Origin of the sequence: Streptomyces sp. DSM 40868, assembly GCF_011820545.1 — a bacterium.
Taxonomy (GTDB): Bacteria; Actinomycetota; Actinomycetes; order Streptomycetales; family Streptomycetaceae; genus Streptomyces; species Streptomyces eurythermus.
Genome location: NZ_CP050504.1, coordinates 3,312,428 through 3,330,920, shown reverse-complemented (window position 1 = coordinate 3,330,920; position 18,493 = coordinate 3,312,428). Strand labels below are relative to the sequence as shown.

Below are 18,493 nucleotides of genomic sequence, written 5' to 3'. Positions count from 1 at the left end.
GGTGGCGGTACGGCAAGATGGGGTGTATCTGCCCACTGCCAGATTTCAAGCTGCCGGACGGTTTCTCTTGGCTGAGTTCATTTACACCATGCGCAAGGCGCGCAAGGCGCACGGCGACAAGGTGATCCTCGATGACGTCACCCTGAACTTCCTCCCCGGGGCGAAGATCGGCGTCGTCGGCCCGAACGGTGCCGGTAAGTCGACCGTGCTGAAGATCATGGCGGGGCTGGAGCAGCCGTCCAACGGTGACGCCTTCCTCTCGCCCGGCTACAGCGTCGGCATCCTGCTCCAGGAGCCCCCGCTGAACGAGGCGAAGACCGTCCTGGAGAACGTCCAGGAGGGTGTCGCCGAGATCAAGGGCAAGCTCGACCGGTTCAACGAGATCGCCGAGCTGATGGCGACCGACTACTCCGACGCGCTGCTCGACGAGATGGGCAAGCTCCAGGAGGAGCTCGACCACGCCAACGCCTGGGACCTCGACGCCCAGCTGGAGCAGGCCATGGACGCCCTCGGGTGCCCCCCGGGCGACTGGCCCGTGGTCAACCTCTCCGGTGGTGAGAAGCGCCGCGTCGCGCTGTGCAAGCTGCTGCTGGAGCAGCCCGACCTGCTGCTCCTGGACGAGCCCACCAACCACCTCGACGCCGAGTCGGTGAACTGGCTGGAGCAGCACCTGGCCAAGTACCCGGGCACCGTCGTCGCGATCACCCACGACCGGTACTTCCTGGACAACGTGGCCGAGTGGATCCTGGAGCTCGACCGCGGTCGTGCGTACCCGTACCAGGGCAACTACTCCACCTACCTGGAGACCAAGGCCGCCCGTCTGAAGGTCGAGGGCCAGAAGGACGCCAAGCGGCAGAAGCGGCTCAAGGAAGAGCTCGAGTGGGTGCGGTCGAACGCCAAGGGGCGGCAGGCCAAGTCCAAGGCGCGTCTGGCCCGCTACGAGGAGATGGCCGCCGAGGCCGAGAAGATGCGGAAGCTGGACTTCGAGGAGATCCAGATCCCGCCGGGCCCGCGCCTGGGCAACGTCGTGGTCGAGGTCAACGACCTGCACAAGGCCTTCGGGGACAAGGTCCTCGTCGACGGGCTGTCCTTCACGCTGCCGCGCAACGGCATCGTCGGTGTCATCGGCCCGAACGGCGCCGGCAAGACCACCCTGTTCAAGATGATCCAGGGCCTGGAGACGCCGGACACCGGTGACATCAAGGTCGGCGAGACCGTCAAGATCTCCTACGTCGACCAGACCCGCGCCAACATCGACCCGAAGAAGACGCTGTGGGAGGTCGTCTCCGACGGGCTCGACTACATCAACGTCGGCCAGGTCGAGATGCCGAGCCGGGCGTATGTGTCGGCCTTCGGCTTCAAGGGCCCGGACCAGCAGAAGCCGGCCGGTGTCCTCTCCGGCGGTGAGCGCAACCGGCTCAACCTGGCGCTGACCCTGAAGCAGGGCGGCAACCTGCTCCTGCTCGACGAGCCCACCAACGACCTCGACGTCGAGACGCTCTCCAGCCTGGAGAACGCCCTGCTGGACTTCCCCGGCTGCGCCGTCGTCGTCTCCCACGACCGCTGGTTCCTGGACCGTGTCGCGACGCACATCCTCGCCTACGAGGGTGACTCGAAGTGGTTCTGGTTCGAGGGCAACTTCGAGTCGTACGAGAAGAACAAGATCGAGCGGCTGGGTCCGGACGCCGCGCGTCCGCACCGGGCCACCTACAAGAAGCTGACCCGGGGCTGATCGGTCTTGCGCCACATCTACCGCTGCCCGCTGCGCTGGGCGGACATGGACGCGTACGGCCACGTCAACAACGTGGTGTTCCTCCGCTATCTGGAGGAGGCCCGGGTCGACTTCCTGTTCCGTCCGGACAAGGACTTCCAGCAGGGGTCCGTGGTGGCGCGCCACGAGATCGACTACAAGCGGCAGCTCGTCCACCGGCACGAGCCGGTGACCATCGAGCTGTGGGTCAGCGAGATCAAGGCCGCCTCCTTCACCCTCGCCTACGAGGTGAAGGACGGCGACCTCGTCTACGCCCGGGCGTCGACGGTCATCGTCCCGTTCGACTTCGCCGCCCAGCGTCCGCGGCGGATCACCGCGGAGGAGCGTGACTTCCTCCACGAGTACACGGACGACGCCGACGAGGGCGCCGCGGAGGCCGACGGGGAGGCCGTCGCCGCATGACGGTGCTGCACCTGGCCGACGAGACGGAGGCGGCGGACCTCGCCGCCTTCCTCTCCCGGCTGCTCCACTACGACCGTGGGGCCGCGGTGCGCCTGAAGGCGGCCGGCACGGCACTCGCCGTCTTCGGCCGGCCGCCCTCCTTCGAGGTGCTGGCCGTCCGCGCGGTGCGGCTGGCCAAGCCGTACGAGGACGGGCTCGACGCCACCCTCGACGTGACCGTCTCCGCCGGCGAGCTGCTGGAGTCCCTGGACGAGCGGGCGGCCACCGCCGCCGTCCCGGGCCCGGTCACCGGTCCGCCGTGGGCCGGGCTGCTGCCGCCGCGCGCCGGCTGGCGGCCCGAGCCGGGGCTGCCCGCGCCGGACGCGCTGCGCGCCACGGTCGCCGCCGCGGTGGCCGAATTCCGCTCCCGCACCGAGGAACTGGCACCCGAGGCCCGTACCCGCGCGGAGCTGGACCGGATCGGGCGGGACATCTGGTCCCGGCGGATCGAGGGCACCGGACTGCCGGTGCGGGCCGTGCACGCGGCCCAGTCCCTGGGCTTCCTGCGGCCGGGCACCGGGCCCGGTGACACCGGGCTGTTCTCCTCGGGGGCGTGGCTGCGCCTGCGGACGCCGTACGGCTCGGTGGCCGTACGGCAGGCGGGGCCGCTCGGGTCCCTCGGGGTCAGCGTGCGCTGAGCCGCGCCGGGGCCCGGCGACGCACCCGGCTCAGCCGGGGGTGTTCACCATCGACGCGGCGGCGTACGTCAGGTAGTTCCACAGGGTCCGCTCGTGCTCCTCGGACAGCCCGAGTTCCTCGACCGCCACCCGCATGTGCCGCAGCCACGCGTCGTGCGCCGCCCGGTCCACGGTGAACGGGGCGTGCCGCATGCGCAGCCGGGGATGGCCGCGGTTGTCGCTGTAGGTCGTGGGGCCGCCCCAGTACTGCATCAGGAACAGGGCCAGCCGCTCCTCGGCCGGGCCCAGGTCCTCCTCCGGGTACATCGGCCGCAGGAGCGGGTCCTCGGCGACTCCCTCGTAGAAACGGTGGACGAGCCGGCGGAAGGTCTCCTCCCCGCCGACCTGCTCGTAGAAGGTCTGCTCCTGAAGCGTGCCGCGCCGAATCTCATTCACCCGTCTATCGTCTCAGACCCGGTGACCCAGGACGGAAGACTTAGGACCGCCCCGTGCGGGGCCGCCCGCCCCTGTGCGGACACAGGGGCCCCTACTGTGGACACATGGGCTACGACACCGGCACCGAGGCTCTCGCGGACGCGGCGCGGGCCGAGCTGGTGCGGCGGATCGACGCCGACGGGGCCTGGGCGGACGACCCGGTGTGGCGGGAGGCGTTCGCGGCGGTGCCCCGGCACCTGTTCGTGCCGTACTACTACGTCCCCGGGCCGCGCGGGTACGAGCGCCGCTGGGGCGAGAGTCCCGAGCCTGCGGCCCGGGAACGCTGGGTGCGCGGTGCCTACGCGGACGTGCCGCTGGCCACCCGGCTGCGCGACGGCGAGCTGGTCTCCTCCAGCAGCCAGCCCTCCCTGATGGCCCGGATGCTGGTCGCCCTGCGCGTGGAGGACGGCGACCGGGTCCTGGAGGTGGGCGCCGGCACCGGCTACAACGCGGCCCTGCTCGCCCACCGGCTCGGCGACGGCGGCCTGGTGACCACCGTCGACCTGGAACCGGAGATCACCGAGTCGGCCCGGCGGCACCTCGCGGCGGCCGGCTACCACCCGGCCGTGATCACCGGCGACGGGGCGCGCGGAGTGCCCGAACGCGCCCCCTACGACCGGATCATCGCCACCTGCGAGCTGTGCGCGGTGCCGCGCGCCTGGCTCGCCCAGTGCCGCCCCGGCGGGCGCGTCCTCACCCCGCTCGCCACCGGACTGCTCGCCCTGACCGTGCGGGACGCGGAGCACGCCGAGGGCCGCTTCCTGCCCGGGGCCGTCTACTTCGTGCCGCTGCGCGGCCAGGGCGGGGCCGGGGCCGGGAGCGTCAGCCTGGCCGGACTTCCCGCCCGGGCCCGCGAGCAGGAGCCGTTGCGCTTCCTGCTCGCGCTGACCCGGGGCGCCCTCGGACCCCGGGAGGCGTACGCGCTGTGGGAGCGCGAGGGCGAGCCCGGCCGCGGCCGCTACGGCGTCACGGTCCGCGGCGAGCACGCCTGGGCCTGGCTTGACGACCCCGAGGGGCCGTACGCCTGGCCGCTGTCCTGAGCCGGTCAGCCCCGGCGGACGGTGATCGTCGTCCAGGCGCCCACGTGCACCCGGTCGCCGTCCTGGAGCGGGACCGGCACGAACGGCTGGATCGGCTCCTCGGACATGTTGACCGTGGTGCCGTTGGTCGAGTTCTGGTCGACGACCGCCCAGCTGCCGTCCGGCTGCTGTACCAGCATGGCGTGCTGGTGCGAGACGCCCGGGTCCTCCGGCGGCACCGACAGGTCGATGTCCGGGGTGTCGCCGGTGGAGTGCCGGCGGCGCCCGATGGTCACCTGGTTGCCGGTGAGCGTGCGCTGCTGCTCCGGTGAGTACGCGGGCAGGTTCAGGCCCGCGGCCTCGGGGCCGGAGCGCTGCATCATCGCCATGAAGTACTCGCGGTCCGGGCCGATGGTCGCCGTCCAGGTGCCCGACTGGGCGCCCTGGGCCTGCGACTGGTGCGGGGCCTGGGGTGCCTGGGGCGACTGCGGGGCCCGGGCCTGCTGAGGCGCCTGCGGGAACCCGCCGGGGCCACCCTGTCCACCCTGTCCGCCCTGGTCGCCCGGTCGTCCGCCGGGACCGCCCTGTCCGGGCGGTGCCTGGGTGGCGCCGGGATGCGGGTAGCCGTAGCCGCCGCCCTGGCCGCCGGTGTCCTGGCCCGGGCCGCCGGAGGACGGCGGGGAGATCACCCAGTCGTCCTCACCGGCCGGGGGCCGACGGTTCCCGCGCGGGAACGCGGGCGGGGCGGGCGGAGCCGAGGCCCCGGCCTGCTGGAACGCCTGCGGCGCGCCGCCGGGACCGCCCGGACCGGGCGGGGGCGGAACCGGACGCGAGGGATCCCCGCCGAAGCCGGAGGGCCCGGGGCCGCCGGGACCGCCGGGAGCACCGGGACCCGACGGGCCGCCGGGACGGGAGGGATTGCCGGGCCCTTGCCCCGGGCCGCCGCCGAAGCCGGACGGGCCGGAGGGACCGCCGGAACCGGGACCCTGCCCCGGGCCGCCGCCGAACCCCGACGGACCGGAGGGAGCACCGCTGCCCGGTCCCTGCCCGGGACCGCCGCCGAAGCCGGACGGCGGCCCCGCCGGACGACCGGCACCGGGACCACCAGGACCACCGGGGCCGGCCGGACCACCGGCACCAGGACCACCGGGCTGCTGACCCGGGAACCCACCGGGACCGGCACCCTGCCCCGGGAACCCGCCGGGACCGGACGCGCCACCGGCACCGGGACCACCGGCACCGGGACCACCGGCGCCGGGCCCACCGGGACCACCAGGCCCCTGTCCGAACCCCTGCGGGGGCGCGGGCGGGCGGCGGTCGCCGGGCGGGAAGGGCGGGCGGCCCGAGGGGCCGGGGCCGAACGGGGTCGGGCCCGACGGCTCGCTGCCGAAGGACGGGATCGGTTCGGCGGGCCGGTTCACCTGCGAGGGCCGGGAGCCCTGGTACTCGTACCCGTCACCGCCGCCGTAGGTCGCGCTGGGCGGCTGGAACCGGGGCTGCGGCGGGCGCGGCGCGGCCGGGGTGTACGAGGTCGCCGTGTTGGTCAGGAAGTTCCACCGGCACTCCTCGCAGAACGGCGCGCCGCCCTCGCGGGGCGTACGGCACTGCGGGCACAGCTCCGGTTCGGGGTCGGCCGCGGCGGGACCGGGCCGGCCGGGCGCGCCGGCGGGCGGCGGGAAGCCGTAGCCGCCGCTCGGGGGCGGCGGCGGGGGCGGAGGTACGGCACCGGCCATGCGGTGACCGCAGACCTCGCACCAGTCGTCGGAACCCGACTGGTGTCCGTTCGGGCAGGTCGGCATGTCGGTGCTTCCCCTTCTCCTACGCTCTGGAGGGTCACTTCTTCACACGGACAGTCTTGGTGGACCGGGTCTCCAGAGTCATCTCGTCGGCCTCCGTGACCCTCGTCTTCAACCGCACAGTACCTGTCGCGGCGTCGACCACGTCCACCACCTTCGCAAGCAGTTTCGCAGTATCGGCGTTGCCGGAGGCGTTCGCGAGCTGAACGGCCCTTCCCAGTTTGGCCGTTGCTCCATCGAAATCGCCCGCTTTGCGAAGATCGATACCCTGCTGGATGACTTGTGCCAGTTCGGCCTGCCCGGTGTAGTGGGCGACTTGGGGGCTCATGGCGGTCGAGGCGGCCATGTCATCGGTCCACACGGCCCGTACGAGGCCCTGCGCGCCGAGGTTCTGTACCGTTCCGTCCGGTTGCGGCACCACCAGGGAGACCCGCGCCGCCAGCATCTCCTGGCCCAGTCCGGCCGGCGGGACCGTCACGGACAGGTGGTAGTCGCGGGACTCGTCGCCCCAGGACCCGGTCGGATAGTCCCCGGCGCGCGGCCCGGCCTCGGTGCGACGGTGCGTCAAGTCCTCGACGGTAGGCGCGACTTGCTTGACGAACCGCAGGGTCGCCCCGGCCGGCGTCCACACCCGCAGGGCGACGTCGGCGACCTCCTTGCCCATCGCCGTCTCCATCATCCGCGTGAAGTCGGCGGCGAGTCCGGCCGGATCGGCGACGATGTCGGCGGTGCCGAGCAGCGCCGAGGCGATGCCTGTGACTTCTTTCACGTCCCAGTCCGTGCCCACGCCCCGCGCGTCACAGGTGAACCGGCCCGCGCAGGCGTCCAGGGTGGCCCGCAGGTCCGCGGGCGACTCGTGTTCGTTGCGGCCGTCGGTGAGCAGGATGCCGTGCCGGAGGGTGACGTCCGCCGCGGACAGCAGCCGGTCGGCGAGCCGCAGCCAGGTGCCGATGGCCGTACCGCCGCCCGCGCTCAGCCGGCGCAGCGCCTGCTTGGCCTGCTCGCGGGTGGTGGCGTCGGCGACCGCGAGCCGTCCGCCGCCCGGGTAGACCTCCTGGGCGACATGGGTGCCGCCGATCACCGCGAAGCGGGTGCCGTCGCGCAGGGTGTCGATCGCGGCGGCCGTGGCCTCCCGGGCGCCGCGCATCTTCGCGGGCGGGTAGTCCATGGAGCCCGAGCAGTCGACCATGACCGCCACCGCGGCGGAGGGCCGCCCCGGCGGCACGAGGGCGCCGCCGAGGGTGCCGCCGCCGGTCGCGGTCACCGTCACTATGGCGTCGACCTGGCTGCCGCCCTCGGGCAGGTACTCGTTCTGGTAGACGTCCACCGAGAACCGCGGTCCGTCCGGCTTCGCGAAATTGGCCATGCTGTGACGCATCCCCCTCGATTGCCCCGCCCACGCCGGGCGCCGGCCGCGAACGGACCGGTCCCCTCCGGTCCGCCCCGGCTTCCCCGTGCCGCAGTCCCGAGGGCTACGGCCTTCAGGCCGATCCTGCCCCCTGCGACGGCGCCGGGAACGGCAGTACCGCCACTGTTACGTTGTCGTGGCCCCCGCCGTCCAGGGCGTGCCCGACCAGCACCCGGGCGCCGTGCAGCGGGCGGGCCGCCGCGTCCGGCGGGACCACCTCGGACATCTCCTCGGCCGTCTCGGCGTAGTTCCACAGTCCGTCGGTGCACACCACCACCGCGCCGGGCCGGTCCGGCTGGAAACAGGCGGTGTGCGGCTCCAGTTCGTAGGCGTCCGCGCCGAGCCAGCCGGTGATCGCGTGGGCCCGCTCGTCGGCGTACGCCTCGGCCTCGCTCATCAGTCCGGCGGCCACCATCTGCGCGGCCCACGAGTCGTCCTCGGTGAGCCGGGCGGACGGCGCGGTGCGGTCGGTGGGCACCCAGTAGACCCGGCTGTCGCCGACCCAGCCGACGACCAGCAGCCCGGAGGTGACCACCGCGCCGACGATCGTGCAGGCCGGCGCGTTCTGGTGCGGGGCGTGCTCGCGGGCCGTGGCGGGTTCGTCGGCGAGCGCGTTGACGGCGTGCGCGGCGGCGACGATCGCCTCGTGCATCGCCGCCTGCGGGTGGGTGCCGCGTGGCAGCGCGGCCAGCAGGGTGTCGCCGGCCGCCCGGGAGGCGGCCAGGGAGGCGGCGTCGGGGCGGGTCGCGGAGGACACGCCGTCGCAGACGATCGCCAGCGCCGCCGGGGTGCCGTCGGGCAGCGTGGTGTGGCCGACGGCGAACGCGTCCTCGTTGCGGTGGTGGCGCAGTCCGCGGTCGCTGACGGCCGCGACCGGGCCCGTCTCCCGCTCCAGGTGGTCGCGTTCACGGGGCTGGGCGTGCCCGCAGTTCTCGCAGTAGCCGTCGTCGTCCACCCGGCCCGTGCGGCAGGCCACGCACAGCCGCGCCGCGACGGCGGGAGCGGCGGCCGGGGCGGCCAGCCGCGGGTCCGGTGCCTGCAACGGGTACTCGTCGGGCTCCGCGGGCCGGTCGAAGCGCACCCCGGAACCGGCGGACTGTCCGTCCTCGGGCTCGTGTCCGTGCGGCGGGGTGCCGCCCGCGCCGGGGCCCGGCGGATCCGTCTCGGGCGCGGGCGCGGGGTCGGCGGGCCAGGGGGCGGGCCGTTCCGTTCCGTTCCCCGGCGTGGCGGTACCGGTCATGGGGAGCGTCGGATGGTCCTGCGGCGGTGCGGGCACCACCGAAAGGTCGTATCCGCACGCTCCGCAGAACAGGTCACCCGGCTCCACCGGTTCCGCGCAGCTCGGGCACTTCGGCAGTGCGGCCTGCCGGGGCATCTGCGACATCGACTTACACCCACGTCCGGGGGCGGTAACGGTTGGCCCGTTCCACCAGCTCGATCCTCTCCTTGCCGCCGGGCGCCAGCCGGGCCAGCGTGCGGTAGGCACGCTCCAGGCCGAAGCGCAGACCCCGCTCGTCCAGACCGCTGCCCAGCAGCGTCCGGCCCGCCGCGGTGGATCCGGCGCCCCCGGAGAGTACCCAGTCCAGCGCGCCGCCGAGCACTTCCGCCGACAGCCGCGCGCGCCGCGCCGGGTCCAGACCGTACGCCTGGAGCGCCTCGACCTGCCCGGCGGCGGCCGTCAGGTCGTCCCCGAACGGTACGTCACCGGGGCCGGGGGTACGACCTCGCAGCCGGGCCCGGACGGCGGCGACCCGGGCGGCCGTGTAGTGGATGGAGGACTCCGGCACCGACTCCAGCGTGCGGACCGCGCCCCGCCGGTCCCCGGCCGCGAGCCGCACCCGGGCCAGCCCGAACGCGGCGCTCACGAAGCTCCGGTCGGTCGTCCACACCAGCCGGTAGTACTCGGCCGCGTTGTCCGGCTGGCCCAGCACCTCCGCGCACAGGCCGAGGGCCAGCTTGGGCGCGCTCTCGCCGGGGAAGGCGTCGTAGACGGCGTCGAAGGCCAGGGCGGCGCCCTCGAAGTCGCCGGTGACCAGGGCGGCCACGCCCCGCTGCCACACCACCCGCCAGTCGTCGGGCCGTTCCTCCTCCAGCTCTGCCAGGCCCGTCAGGGCGGCCCGTGTCCCGCCGCTCTCCAGCCGGGCGCGGATCTGCCGCAGCCGGGTCTCCACGGTCTGCTCGGGGGCCGCGGCCAGCGCGCCGATCAGCTCGGCCGGACCGGAGGCCGGCAGTCCCGCCAGGAAACCGGCGGCCGGGTCGCCGGGGTCGACCAGTGCCAGGGGCAGGGCGAGGGCGGCGGCCGGGGTGTCCACGGGCCGGACGAGCGCCGCCGGAGCGGGGTCGGGGGCCGGTCCGCCGCGGTCCCGGCGGGCGCCGAGCCGGGAGACGTCCCCGTCCAGGGGCGGGAACAGCTCGGTGTCGGTGACCTTCACCTCGGGCCCGAACAGGGTGGACAGCGCGGGCCGGGGCTGTCCGGTCCCCAGCGCGACCACCTCGCGCAGTACGCCGGTCAGTTGCTCGGCCATCTCCTGCGCGGAGCCGAACCGGCGGTCCGGGTCGGGGTCGGTGGCGCGCACCAGGAGCCGGTAGAAGGACTCGTAGCGGCGGAACACCTCGATGGTGTCCGGGTCGGGCAGGGAGTCGGCGTGGACGGTGGTGTAGCCCTGGAAGTCGAAGGTGAGCACCGCAAGGGTGCGGCCCACCGTGTACAGGTCGCTGGCGACCGACGGGCCGGTCTCGGCGACCTCGGGGGCCTGGTAGCCGATCGTGCCGTAGATCGCCGACTCCACGTCGTCCATGCGGCGGACGGCGCCCATGTCGATCAGCTTGAGCTGGTCCTCGGTCTGGATGGCGTTGTCCACCTTGAAGTCGCAGTACAGCAGGTTCCTGCTGTGCAGGTGGCCGAGCGCCTCCAGGGCCTCGATGCCGTAGGCGCACGCCTGTTCCACCGGCAGCGGGTCGCGGCGGCCGTCGGGGGCCCGGCGGGCGTTGGCGATCTCCTTCAGGGACTTGCCGCCGACGTACTCCATGACGATGTAGCCGTCCAGGGAGCCGGTGCGCTGGTCCAGGTGCTCCACGAAGTTGTAGATCCGCACGATGTTGGCGTGCTCGATCTCGGCGAGGAAGCGGCGTTCGGAGATCGCCGCGGCCATCGCGTCCTGGTCGCCGGTGTCCAGCAGGCCCTTGAGCACCACCCAGCGGTCGGAGACGGCCCGGTCCACGGCGAGGTAGATCCAGCCCAGCCCGCCGTGCGCGAGACAGCCCGCGACCTCGTACTGGCCGTGCACGATGTCCCCGGCGCGCAGCTTGGGCACGAAGGAGTACGGGTGCCCGCACTTGGTGCAGAAGCCTTCCGTGCGGCCCGGCCGGTCACCGCGCGCCCGGCCCACCGGGGCCCCGCAGTCCGACCGGGAGCAGAACCGCTTGCGTTCGGGCACCTCCGGGCGCTCCAGCACCATCGCGTGCGGGTCGGGCCGCGGCACCTGCGGCACGGACACCAGCCCGGCGCCCAGCCGCCCGCGCGCCGAGGAGCCGGTGGAGGCGCCCGAGCTGCGCACCGACACCGAGCGGCCGGTGGGCTTCCCCGACACCGAACGGGACAGCCGTCCGGACACCGAGCGGCGCGAGCGCGACGACTGCGAGGACGTCCGGGCGCTGCGCGAACCGGCGCCGTCCGTGGCCCCCTTGGCGACACCGGTGGCCGGCGAGACCACCATCCCCGCCCCGGAGGAGGGAGCCCCGGCCGACACCACCGGTGCCAGACCGCAGGTGTCGCAGTACAGCCCGCCTCCGCCGACGTCCTCGTAGGCGCCCTGGCACCCCGGTCGCTGGCAGGCCTGCCCCGGCCGGCTCATGACGCGTCCCCCTTGCGGTCCTCCGGCGCGTCCGCGCCGTCGAGCAGCTCGGCCGCCGTCCGCTGGTAGCGCAGCACGGCCTGCTCGGCCACGCGCAGGTCACAGGGCGCGCTCCACAGCATGCGGCGGGCCGCGTCGTAGCGCTCCACCAGCAGCGGGTCCTCGGCCAGGCCGTGCCGGGCGACCTTCGCCTTGTACGCGTCGAGCCGGCCGCGCAGCTCGGCGCGGACCGCGAGCGGTGCGGTGACCGCGGTCAACGACTCGCGGGCGCGCAGCAGTTCCTCCTCCGCCTTCTCCTCCAGGGACTCCAGCAGCGGCGACAGCCGGTGCCACCGGCCCTGCCTGCGGTACTCCACGGCGGTGGCCAGCTGTTCCTGGAGGACGGTCGGCGGGCCGCCGACCACCGGCACCTCGGTGGCGGCGATCTTCGCCAGCACCTCGCCGCGCGCGGTCCGGGCCTCGGCGAGGGTGCGGTCCGCCCGGGACAGCACGTCCCGCACCCGGACCAGCCGCGCCTCCGCGTCCTGACGCACCGTCAGCACGGCGTCGATCTCCCGGCGCACGTCCTCCAGGGCGCGCGCCGCACGGTCGTACACCGTCGTGTCCGGGCGTCCGCCGCCCGGCGCGGAGCTGCCCTCGGCCGGCACCCAGAACGCGAGCGGGTCGGCGACGACGTCCTCGCGCAGCCGGGCCAGCGTGCGGGTGATCCGCTCCAGGTCGTCGCCGGCCGGGTGTTCGCCCGGGCGCACCCCGACGGAGTGCGCGAGCTGCCGGGTGCGCTGGAGCTCGGCGGCGAGCAGGTCGATCCGCGCGGGCAGCGCCGACCACACCGCGTCCGCGGCGACGATCACGTCCAGGCTCGTCGCGTACAGCTCGTTCATCCGCTCCACCAGTGCCGGCAGCGTGAACGTCTCGCTGAGCCGGCCGCTCTCGCCACCGGGGACGGTCACGGACTCGCCGCGCAGCAGCCCGGTCAGCTCCGCCAGGTCCTCGCGGCTGGACCAGCGGCGCCGGGCGCGGATCTCACGGGCGCACCGGAGCGCGGCGGTGTAGGCGTCGAAGTACGCCCACAGCCGGGTGATCCGTGCCTCCGTGGCCTGCCAGCGTTCCCGGGTGACGCCGGTCAGCCCGGCGCCTTCGAGGAGTCTGCGGCCCGCGTGGTCCTGGAGGGCCAGCAGGGAGGTCTCGATCGCCTCGTGTTCCTGGCCGAGCCGCGCCAGCGCACGGTCCGCCTCGTCCCGGTCCATCACCGGCCCGGCGGGGTCCGTGACGCCCATCGATCACCTCTCGCTCGCTGTCGGTTCCGGTCGGGTACGGCTCAACTGCCGCGCAGGTAGCGGGGCGCGGGTGGCTTCGACGCGGCCGGGTTCTCGCCCAGTGTCGCCGACAGCCAGTCGTCGTACGACTTCTGCCAGCCGTTCGCCGAATAGTCCACCAGGACGCGGTTGACCCGGCGTACCAGATCGTCGGCGTCCTTCTTCATCGCCACGCCGTAGTACTCGGTCGTGAACGGCTCGCCCTTGAGTTCCACGGTCGGGTCCTGGGCGGCCTGGCTCGCGGCGAGCGCGCCGTCGGTCACCACCGCGTCCACCTCGCCGAGTTGCAGCCGGACCAGGCAGTCCAGCTGGTTGGGCACGGTGGTGGACAGGTCGGTGGAGCCGGGCAGCCGGCCCGCCTTCCGGTCGGCGTCCAGCTTGGCGTACGCGGTCGAACCGGTCGCCGTGCACACCTTCTTGCCCGCCAGCGAGCCGTCGTAGCCGGTGATCGCCGAGGACTTGGGGGCGAGGACCTGCTGGCCGGTCCTGAAGTAGGGCGCGGAGAAGGCGACCTGGCGCAGCCGGTCACAGGTGATCGTCATCGTGCGCACGACCATGTCCACGCGCCCGTCCTGGATCGCCGGGATGCGCTGGTTGGTCGGGATCGCCTTGAACTGCACCGCGTCGCGGTCCCCGAGGATGTCCTCGGCGATCCGGTGCGCGAGGTCGATGTCGAAGCCCTCCAGCCGGGCGCCCTCGGTGTTCGGGTTGCGGTAGCCCCAGCGGTAGCCGTTCTGGTCGACGCCGACGACCAGCTTGCGCTTGGCGCCCGTACGGGCCCGGATCGCCTCGATCGTGGGACCGTCGGCGCCGGCCGGGGCGAGCGTCCGCTCGTGCGCCTCGGCGTCCACGCAGCCGTCGGCGCGGGCCTGGGCACCGGTGGCGACCCGCGGCGCCGCCCGGCCCGGCTCGCCCGGCGCCCGCTGCGTGCACGGCAGCAGCAGGACGAACGCCAGCGCCAGCGCGCACAGCACCGCCATCGTGGCGACTCCGCCCCAGCCCCGCAGCGAGACCCGCGCACGTCTCGCGTCCATCGCCCCGCCCCCTGTCACCGGTACTCCGAAAGCCTGCGGCCTATGCCGGCGACCGAGCCCGCCGCGCCCAGCACCGCGAGGGCGGCGGTGCCCTGCGGCAGGAAGGCCAGCGCGTCCCGCCCGTCACCGGCGGCCCGTCCGAACTCGGCCCGCTCGTGGCCGATGGCCCTCTCCAGGCCGCGGTCGACGCCGTCGAAGCACTCGGCGGTCGCGTCCTTGGCGCCGATCACCTTGTCCAGGGCCTGCTGGTAGTTGCCGTTCTCGTCCTCGGCGCGGGCCGCCGCGTGCCGCCGCTGCCACACGGCCGTGTCGCTCTGGGCGGCCGTGACCGGGGCGGTGCCCGCGTCGTCGTCGGCGAGCCGCGCCGCCTCGGAAAGCGCCTCCCGGAGCACCGCCATGTCCTTGTCGAAGTCGTAGTAGTGGGCGTCGTACGTCTGCCCGGCCACCGTGACGGTGTCCGCGCCGCGCGCCACCAGGCTCAGGTTCTCGTTGCCGCGTGCCTTCAGGGCGGCGATCCGGGCCTCGTGCAGCACGTTGAGCGACCTGATGCCGTGCGCGTAGGAGCCGTCGAGGCCCGAGCGGGCGACCGCGTGGCCCACGACCAGCCACAGCAGGGCGGCCGTGGTCGCGGCGGTGGCGGCGACCAGGCCGCGGTTGAGGACCCGGTTGGTGCGCCGGTACACGCGGTGCTGGGTCCAGCCGAGCGCGGCCAGGGCGAGCACGCCGAGCGCGATCGCCGCCCACGGGTACGGGGTCGCGTCGCCGTAGTCGGCGTCCAGCCGGCGGTTCTCCGTGGTGTAGAGCGCCTGCGCGGCCGGGAGCATGTGCTTCTGCATCTTCTCGTCGGCGTACCGCAGATAGGCGCCGCCCACCGGGTAGCCCTGCCGGTTGTAGGTCCGGGCCCGCTCGACGAGGCCCTTGTACTCGGGCAGCAGCCGGTTCAGCCGGGCGACGGTCGCCTCGGCGGCGGAGCCGGGTTCGGCGTTGGCGGCGGCGGTGACGAGCCCGGCGGCGGCCTCCCGGATGTCCTTCTCGTACTGGTCGCGGGTCTTGGCGTTCTCCTGCCCGCCGGCCAGGAACGTGCCGGCCGCGGCGGTGTTGGCGTCGGCCAGCGAGCGGTAGATGCCGGCCGCGCCGAAGCTGAGCGGCTGGCTGCGGTGCAGCACGTCGTCGGCGGCGGCCGCACGGGTGCTGGTCTGCCAGGCGGCGACCGCGCCGAATCCGAGGACCAGCAGGGCCAGTACGGCGCCGATGATCCGCAGCCGTCCCGGCTCGGTGGTCGCGGCGGCCCGCACCCGCTCGGCGCCCTCGGCGAAGGCGGTGCGGCGCGTGGGCGGGGCCGGGGCCGACGGGGCGGCGGGCGCGGGCCGCCCGTGCGGCTGGGCGCGGATGCCGGGGGCACCGGCGGCACCGGCGGACCCGGACGGCGGTGGCGCCGCGCTGCTCTTCGGCGGGTGTGTCACTCGACCTCCCCCATGGTCATCCGTTCGCCGCCCAGTATCACCGTCCGCGCCGGCATCCGCACCGGCCTTCACTGGATCTTGAACGGATCATGGTGGCCCCCGGGGCGCGTGGCCGGCGGACACACCACCCCCCGGGGGCGAAGACGGCGGTGACGACGCATCGGTTCCGCCGGGGACGGCCGTCTCCCCGTGTCTGCGCGGTCAGAGGCCGGCCGTCTCCCAGTACCCGCGTGCCCGTTCGCCCGCCTCCGGGCCCGCGCCCAGGCGGTCCAGGCCCAGCAGGGCCGCGCCCAGCACCGGGCGGGCCGTGACCACGCGGACGTCGGCCCGGGGGGCGCGCGCGGCGAGCAGGGCGCGTACGGCGTCGTCCAGCTGTTGGTGGCCGGCGGTGAGGACGCTGCCGCCGAGCAGCACCGGGGTCCGCTCCGCCAGCAGGTCCAGCCGGGTCAGCGCGACCGTGACCATCACCGTGACCTCCTCCGCGAGCCGGGTGACCAGCGCCCCGGCCACCCGGTCGCCCTCGGCCGCCGTGGCGAACAGCACCGGCGCCAGCTCGTGCCGGCGCGCGGGGGCGATCCGCTCCAGGTGCAGGGCCTCGATGAGCGCGTACATGGTGGGCAGCCCGAAGTGCGCGGGCAGGGTGCGGGCCAGCGCGGTCGGCTCGCCCCGGCCGTCCTCCGCGCGGGCCGCGTGCCACAGCGCCTCCTCCGCCAGGCCCCAGCCGCCGCCCCAGTCACCGGAGATCCGGCCTATCGCGGGAAACCGGGCGGTGCGCCCGTCGGGGCGCATGCCCACGCAGTTGATGCCCGCCCCGCACACCACCGCCACCCCGCGCGGCTCGGCGACGCCCGCCCGCAGGATCGCGAAGGTGTCGTTGCGGACCTCCACCGACGTGCCCCAGGCGCGCGCGTGCAGCGCGCTCGCCAGCCGCTCCTCCTCCACCGGGAGGTCGGCGTTGGCCAGGCAGGCCGACACATGGGAGACGGAGGCGACACCCGCGTCGGCGAAGGCGCGCGCGACCGGTGCGGCCAGCGCCTCGACCGCCGCCGGCACACCGACCGCGGGCGGGCGGAAACCGCCGCCGCGGGCCGTGGCCAGCACCTCGCCGTCGGCGCCGACCACGGCCACGTCGGTCTTGCTGTTGCCCGCGTCGATGGCGAGCACGGTCGAGGTCAGGCCCACGCGAGGTGCTCCCGGTTGTGTGCGACCAGCCGGTCGGTGAGGGCGTCGGCGTACTCGTACTGCCCGATCAGGGGGTGGGCGAGCAGGGCGCGGAACACCCGGTCCCGGCCGCCGCGCAGCGCCGCGTCCAGGGCCAGGTCCTCGTACGCCGTCACGTTCGCGATCAGGCCCGAGAACAGCGGGTCGAGCGCCGGGACGGGCAGCGGGACGGGGCCCTCGGGGCCGACGGACGCCTGTACCTCGATCACCGCGTCGTCGGGCAGGAACGGCAGCGTGCCCCGGTTGAGGGTGTTCACCACCTGGTACGGGCTGCCGCCCCCGCCCAGCAGGGCCGCCGCGAGGTCCACGGCCGCCTCCGAGTAGAAGGCGCCGCCGCGCTTGGCGAGCAGCGCGGGTTTCTCGTCCAGCGCCGGGTCGCCGTACAGGGCCAGCAGCTCCCGTTCCATCGCCGCGACTTCGGCGGCCCGGGAGGGCTTGGTGCGCAGTTCGCGGACGACCTCGTCGTGGGCGTAGAAGTAGCGCAGGTAGTAGGAGGGGACCACGCCGAGGCGGTCCAGCAGGGGGCGGGGCAGGCGGACGTCGGCGGCGATGGCCTCGCCGTGCTCGGCCAGCAGCCGGGGCAGGACGTCCTCGCCGTCCGGCCCGCCCAGTCGCACGCCCGTTTCCCAGGTGAGGTGGTTCAGGCCCACGTGCGCCAGGTGGACGTCGGCGGGGGCCGTGTCCAGCAGGGCGGCGAACTTGCGCTGGAAGCCGATCGCCACGTTGCACAGGCCGACCGCCCGGTGCCCGGCCCGGAGCAGGGCGCGGGTGACGATGCCGACCGGGTTGGTGAAGTCGATGATCCAGGCGCGCGGGTTGGCCCGGCGGACCCGTTCGGCGATGTCGAGGACGACCGGGACCGTGCGCAGGGCCTTCGCCAGGCCGCCCGCGCCGGTGGTCTCCTGGCCGATGCAGCCGCACTCCAGCGGCCAGGTCTCGTCCTTCTCGCGGGCCGCCTGGCCGCCGACGCGCAGCTGGAGCAGCACGGCGTCGGCGCCGTCGACGCCCGCGTCCAGGTCGGAGGTGGTGACGATCCGGCCGGTGTGGCCCTGCCGGGCGAAGATCCGCCGGGCCAGGCCGCCGACCAGCTCCAGCCGGTCCGCGGCCGGGTCGACCAGCACCAGTTCCTCGATGGGCAGGGCGTCGCGCAGCCGGGCGAAGCCGTCGACGAGTTCGGGGGTGTAGGTCGAGCCGCCGCCGACCACGGTGAGTTTCACAGTCAGATCAACCCTTTACTCCGGTGAGCGTCACGCCTTCGACGAACGCCTTCTGGGCGAGGAAGAACACGAGGATGACGGGGGCCATGACCAGCACGGTCGCGGCCATGGTGAGGTTCCAGTCGGTGTGGTGGGCGCCCTTGAAGGACTCCAGGCCGTAGGACAGGGTCCAGGCGCCGGGGTTCTCGGACGCGTAGATCTGCGGGCCGAAGTAGTCGTTCCAGGCGTAGAAGAACTGGAAGAGGGCCACGGCCGCGATGCCCGGCCTGGCCATGGGCAGCACCACCCGCAGCAGGGTGCGCAGTTCGCCGCAGCCGTCGACCTTGGCCGCGTCCAGGTACTCGTCCGGGATCGTGGTCAGGAACTGGCGCAGCAGGAAGACGGAGAACGCGTCCCCGCACGCCATGGGGAGGATCAGCGGCCACAGGGTGCCGGACAGGCCGAGCTGCTTGGCCCAGAACAGGTACATCGGGATGACGACCACCTGGGGCGGCAGCATCATCATCGAGATCACCAGCATCAGCGACAGCCTGCGGCCCCGGAAGCGGAACTTGGCGAGCGCGTACGCCACCGGCAGCGAGGACACCACGGTCAGGACGGTGCCGAGGCCCGCGTAGAGCAGGGTGTTGCGCCACCAGGTGAGGAAGCCGGGGGTGTCGAACACCTTCCGGTAGTTGCCCCACTCCCAGGTGTGCGGGACCAGGTCCCGGCTCAGGGCCTGGCTGTCGCTCATCAGCGAGGTCAGGACCAGGAAGACGAAGGGCAGCGTGAAGAACAGCGCGGCGGCCACGCCCAGGGAGTGGACCGCGATCCACTGAAGGGATGCCTTGCGGCGGGTCAT

Annotated in this window: 15 protein-coding genes; 4 read left to right on the top strand and 11 right to left on the bottom strand. The window is 74.2% G+C overall.

All coding sequences use genetic code 11. The features are described 5' to 3' along the window. The first annotated feature begins 67 nt into the window (after positions 1 to 67). From ettA to HB370_RS14940, 3 genes are read left to right on the top strand one after another with little or no spacing between them, the layout of a single operon-like run. A complete protein-coding gene (ettA, locus tag HB370_RS14950; RefSeq protein WP_030790256.1) occupies positions 68 to 1,732 on the top strand; it encodes an energy-dependent translational throttle protein EttA in 1,665 nt (554 codons plus the stop codon). A 6-nt stretch (positions 1,733 to 1,738) separates the two neighbouring features. Continuing rightward, on the top strand, positions 1,739 to 2,173 hold the full coding sequence (locus HB370_RS14945; protein WP_030790258.1) for a thioesterase family protein: 435 nt from the start codon (positions 1,739 to 1,741) through the stop codon (positions 2,171 to 2,173). Further along, a complete protein-coding gene (locus HB370_RS14940; protein WP_030790262.1) occupies positions 2,170 to 2,850 on the top strand; it encodes a hypothetical protein in 681 nt (226 codons plus the stop codon). The genes HB370_RS14945 and HB370_RS14940 overlap by 4 nt, the downstream gene beginning before the upstream one ends. Before the next feature lie 30 nt (positions 2,851 to 2,880). On the opposite strand, the gene HB370_RS14935 is transcribed toward HB370_RS14940, so the two are convergent. Beyond that, entirely contained in the window at positions 2,881 to 3,285 is a 405-nt protein-coding gene (locus tag HB370_RS14935; RefSeq protein ID WP_030790264.1) for a globin, read from the bottom strand. A gap of 104 nt (positions 3,286 to 3,389) precedes the next feature. Here HB370_RS14935 and HB370_RS14930 point away from each other — a divergent pair, with 104 nt between their 5' ends. Further along, complete coding sequence (locus HB370_RS14930; RefSeq protein WP_030790267.1) at positions 3,390 to 4,364, top strand: methyltransferase domain-containing protein; 975 nt, start codon at positions 3,390 to 3,392, stop codon at positions 4,362 to 4,364. Between the two features lie 5 nt (positions 4,365 to 4,369). Here HB370_RS14930 and HB370_RS14925 read toward each other — a convergent pair whose 3' ends face one another. From HB370_RS14925 to HB370_RS14880, 10 genes are all read right to left on the bottom strand, one after another. Then, on the bottom strand, positions 4,370 to 6,142 hold the full coding sequence (locus HB370_RS14925) for an FHA domain-containing protein (RefSeq protein WP_030790279.1): 1,773 nt from the start codon (positions 6,140 to 6,142) through the stop codon (positions 4,370 to 4,372). Positions 6,143 to 6,176: 34 nt separating this feature from the next. Then, positions 6,177 to 7,505: a VWA domain-containing protein gene (locus tag HB370_RS14920; RefSeq protein WP_030790282.1), complete on the bottom strand. Its 1,329-nt coding sequence runs from the start codon at positions 7,503 to 7,505 to the stop codon at positions 6,177 to 6,179. Positions 7,506 to 7,620: 115 nt separating this feature from the next. Continuing rightward, positions 7,621 to 8,931 (bottom strand): protein phosphatase 2C domain-containing protein, encoded by a 1,311-nt coding sequence (locus HB370_RS14915; protein ID WP_030790284.1) that lies wholly within the window; start codon positions 8,929 to 8,931, stop codon positions 7,621 to 7,623. A 4-nt stretch (positions 8,932 to 8,935) separates the two neighbouring features. Further along, positions 8,936 to 11,401, bottom strand: a complete 2,466-nt coding sequence (locus tag HB370_RS14910; protein ID WP_051816082.1) for a serine/threonine-protein kinase — start codon at positions 11,399 to 11,401, stop codon at positions 8,936 to 8,938. After that, the gene (locus HB370_RS14905) at positions 11,398 to 12,678 is read right to left on the bottom strand and encodes a hypothetical protein (protein ID WP_030790292.1); all 1,281 of its coding nucleotides are present in this window, start codon (positions 12,676 to 12,678) and stop codon (positions 11,398 to 11,400) included. The genes HB370_RS14910 and HB370_RS14905 overlap by 4 nt, the downstream gene beginning before the upstream one ends. A gap of 41 nt (positions 12,679 to 12,719) precedes the next feature. Beyond that, entirely contained in the window at positions 12,720 to 13,751 is a 1,032-nt protein-coding gene (locus tag HB370_RS14900; RefSeq protein WP_030790295.1) for a glutamate ABC transporter substrate-binding protein, read from the bottom strand. A gap of 14 nt (positions 13,752 to 13,765) precedes the next feature. Then, positions 13,766 to 15,214, bottom strand: a complete 1,449-nt coding sequence (locus HB370_RS14895) for a hypothetical protein (protein ID WP_030790299.1) — start codon at positions 15,212 to 15,214, stop codon at positions 13,766 to 13,768. A gap of 201 nt (positions 15,215 to 15,415) precedes the next feature. Further along, positions 15,416 to 16,396, bottom strand: coding sequence for a BadF/BadG/BcrA/BcrD ATPase family protein (locus HB370_RS14890; protein WP_030790303.1), 981 nt, complete (start codon positions 16,394 to 16,396; stop codon positions 15,416 to 15,418). Next, entirely contained in the window at positions 16,387 to 17,652 is a 1,266-nt protein-coding gene (locus HB370_RS14885) for a 6-phospho-beta-glucosidase (protein ID WP_030790306.1), read from the bottom strand. Before HB370_RS14885 ends, HB370_RS14890 begins: the two co-directional genes overlap by 10 nt. A 7-nt stretch (positions 17,653 to 17,659) precedes the next feature. Continuing rightward, positions 17,660 to 18,493, bottom strand: coding sequence for a carbohydrate ABC transporter permease (locus HB370_RS14880; RefSeq protein ID WP_051816083.1), 834 nt, complete (start codon positions 18,491 to 18,493; stop codon positions 17,660 to 17,662).

Excerpts from the sequence above, each read along its gene's own strand:
- HB370_RS14940 (WP_030790262.1), top strand. The coding sequence starts at position 2,170 with ATGACGGTGCTGCACCTGGCCGACGAGACGGAGGCGGCGGACCTCGCC.
- HB370_RS14905 (WP_030790292.1), bottom strand. The coding sequence starts at position 12,678 with ATGGGCGTCACGGACCCCGCCGGGCCGGTGATGGACCGGGACGAGGCG.
- HB370_RS14920 (WP_030790282.1), bottom strand. The coding sequence starts at position 7,505 with ATGGCCAATTTCGCGAAGCCGGACGGACCGCGGTTCTCGGTGGACGTC.
- HB370_RS14930 (WP_030790267.1), top strand. The coding sequence starts at position 3,390 with ATGGGCTACGACACCGGCACCGAGGCTCTCGCGGACGCGGCGCGGGCC.
- HB370_RS14880 (WP_051816083.1), bottom strand. The coding sequence starts at position 18,493 with ATGACCCGCCGCAAGGCATCCCTTCAGTGGATCGCGGTCCACTCCCTG.
- HB370_RS14910 (WP_051816082.1), bottom strand. The coding sequence starts at position 11,401 with ATGAGCCGGCCGGGGCAGGCCTGCCAGCGACCGGGGTGCCAGGGCGCC.
- HB370_RS14900 (WP_030790295.1), bottom strand. The coding sequence starts at position 13,751 with ATGGACGCGAGACGTGCGCGGGTCTCGCTGCGGGGCTGGGGCGGAGTC.
- HB370_RS14925 (WP_030790279.1), bottom strand. The coding sequence starts at position 6,142 with ATGCCGACCTGCCCGAACGGACACCAGTCGGGTTCCGACGACTGGTGC.
- HB370_RS14915 (WP_030790284.1), bottom strand. The coding sequence starts at position 8,931 with ATGTCGCAGATGCCCCGGCAGGCCGCACTGCCGAAGTGCCCGAGCTGC.